Below are 2408 nucleotides of genomic sequence, written 5' to 3'. Positions count from 1 at the left end.
CCCCCGAAAGCCCGGGCACTTTGCAAAACCTTCCCCTTGCCCGCCGACAACGGCTGATCGACATAGACGATGTCGTCGATCGCAATAGCTCCGAAGCCGAGGATTGAAGGGACGGCGGGCATCGTTCAGGCACCCGCCTTCGCCAAGGCGTCTTGCGCCGAAAGGCCGTCATGGATGACGCCCCGAAAGGCGATCGCTGCCTTTTCCGGATCGCCGTGCCCCCAGAGATTGCGGCCCACCACGGCACCGCGCGCGCCGGCACGGATGGCGTCCGCCGTCTGCTGAAGGGCGCCGAGCAGCGTGTCGGTCTTCGGACCTCCGGCGATCACAACCGGCACCGGGCAGGTCCGAACGGTCTCTCGAAACGACTCGAAATCGCCCGTGTAACCGATCTTGATCACATCGACGCCGGACTCGTAGCCGATGCGTGCCGCATAGGCGATCTCGTCGGGGGTGAAGACGATTTTTGCCCCGTCGGTGAAATCGCGAGGGTAGATATGCGCCACCACCGGCATGCCGTAACGAGCCGCCGCGTTCACCGAATCGGTCAGCCAGCGTATGTATTTTCCCTCGGTCGCGCCACGCACCGGAATGGCCACGGCCAACGCATCGGCGCCGGCGCGCACCGCATCCTCGGGCGTTGCAATCAGTTCACTGATGCGATCGTCTGGGGTGAAGCAGCCGGCCTGGATCACCAGGGAAGCCTTGCCCGCATATTGCGGCCACAGATGGCGCGCGGTGCCAGGCTGGATGCTGACGTAGTCGGGTTTGCCTACCATGACGCGTGCAAGCGCACCCGGCAGGTCGGCAAGACCTCCTTTGCGCACGTCGCCATAGCCGACAAAGTGGTCGACCGCGCCGCCAAAAAGATTCCCCGATGGATGTGAGAAGAGGCGCGCCAGGCGCACCTTGGTTCCGAGGCTCATGAGTCCAAAACTCTCCAATTGATTGATTTCAAAATCCTGGACCCAGTGTTTGCGAAAGAAATAACAAATGCAATCTTTCGAAAGCTTTCGAATTCCCCTATTTTCGGTAGAGTGAACCGAGGCCAGGGCGATCGCTTGGCGCATGGAGGCAAGGACAGGCCAATGTTGTCAGAGCAGAGACGCCAATCGATCCTGGGTGAAGTGCAACGCAGCGGACAGGTTCGCATCAAGGACCTGTCAGATGATTTTGGCGTGTCGGAAGTCACGGTGCGCTCCGACCTCGAGATACTGGATCGCAAGGGACTGCTGACCAAGACCCGCGGAGGCGCGGTGACCCGGACCACGGATTCGACCACGGCCGCGTTCGCCCGGCGGATGCAAACAAACCTCGATGCAAAGAAACGCATCGCCCGGGCAGCGATAGACCTGTTCGAGGACAACCAATCAGTCATCTTCGATGGCGGCTCGACATTGATGCAGGTTGCCATGCTGTTACCGCCGCTCAGCAATGTCGTGGTCGCGGCCACGGCGATGAATATCGTGCAGCATCTGATGCATCGGCCCGGGCTCGACGTTCACATGATCGGCGGCCGGGTCTACCCGGACACGGTAAGCACGCTGATCACCGATGCCGACACGGCTCTCGGCGGCTTGGTAGCGCATCAGGTCTTTGTTGGAGCGCATGCGATTGACTCGTCACTGGATGTGGTCGACGTGAACGAAGACATGGCGCGAACCAAGCGAAACCTCGTGCGCATGGCCCGGCGCGTTGTCCTCCTTGCGGATTCGAGCAAATGGGGCGTCAGCGGAACCTCCAAGGCCTTTTCGCTGTCGAGCGTCGATGTCGTGATCACCGACGATGGCCTGTCCGGCCCAATACGCAGCCAGCTTGATAGGACAGGGGCCAAGGTGATCTATGCCTGACCCCGTCGAGGTCCCTGGCCGCGGCGGAAATATCCGATGCGCGCATGACCCACGGCATCCGCATCGGCGGTCGGCCGTTTTTTCATGTCGGTCATTTTCTCCTCCCAGGACTGGCAGCCTCCCGATATCGCGCCAGCATTTTCGCATGTTGTATAAAAATTTTACGCGCGTCAATATTTAAAATGTTGTATAGCCCTTTGCGAAGGCGATCCGTTACTTCTGGGCGGATTCGGCAGACGGTGACCGCGTTGGGAGGTACGATCGAAAATGCACGGGATATCAACGACGAAACTCGGGATCGGCGTCATCGGATGCGGCAATATCTCGATGACCTATCTGCGCAATGCCGCTCTCTTCGGCGGCATCGAGTTGCGCGCCTGCGCCGATATCTCGGCCGACATGACGGCGCTGCGGGCGAAGGAATATGGCATACGGGCACTCGGCGTCGATGCACTGCTGGCCGATCCCGAGATCGATCTCGTCCTCAACCTGACCATTCCGGCGGCGCATTTCGACATTTCGTTTGCCGCCCTTTCGGCCGGCAAGCACGTCTTCACC

3 protein-coding genes and 1 pseudogene are annotated in these 2408 nt (G+C 60.5%); 2 read left to right on the top strand and 2 right to left on the bottom strand.

Annotated features, from left to right (window positions below):
* Both EN991_RS41305 and EN991_RS32425 read right to left on the bottom strand, forming a co-directional pair.
* Positions 1–122: pseudogene (locus EN991_RS41305) on the bottom strand (permease); the annotation flags it as partial.
* Positions 123–125: 3 nt separating this feature from the next.
* Entirely contained in the window at positions 126–926 is an 801-nt protein-coding gene (locus tag EN991_RS32425) for a class I fructose-bisphosphate aldolase (protein WP_023756676.1), read from the bottom strand.
* A 162-nt stretch (positions 927–1088) separates the two neighbouring features.
* Between EN991_RS32425 and EN991_RS32420 the strand changes: the two genes are divergently transcribed.
* Entirely contained in the window at positions 1089–1850 is a 762-nt protein-coding gene (locus tag EN991_RS32420) for a DeoR/GlpR family DNA-binding transcription regulator (RefSeq protein ID WP_013532952.1), read from the top strand.
* Positions 1851–2117: 267 nt separating this feature from the next.
* Positions 2118–2408, top strand: a 291-nt coding sequence (locus EN991_RS32415) for a Gfo/Idh/MocA family oxidoreductase (protein WP_164769536.1), incomplete at its 3' end; no start/stop codon positions are given.

Source organism: Mesorhizobium sp. M7A.F.Ca.US.005.03.2.1, from assembly GCF_003997795.1.
Lineage (GTDB): Bacteria > Pseudomonadota > Alphaproteobacteria > Rhizobiales > Rhizobiaceae > Mesorhizobium > Mesorhizobium ciceri.
This window is presented reverse-complemented; position numbering and strand designations above follow the sequence as displayed.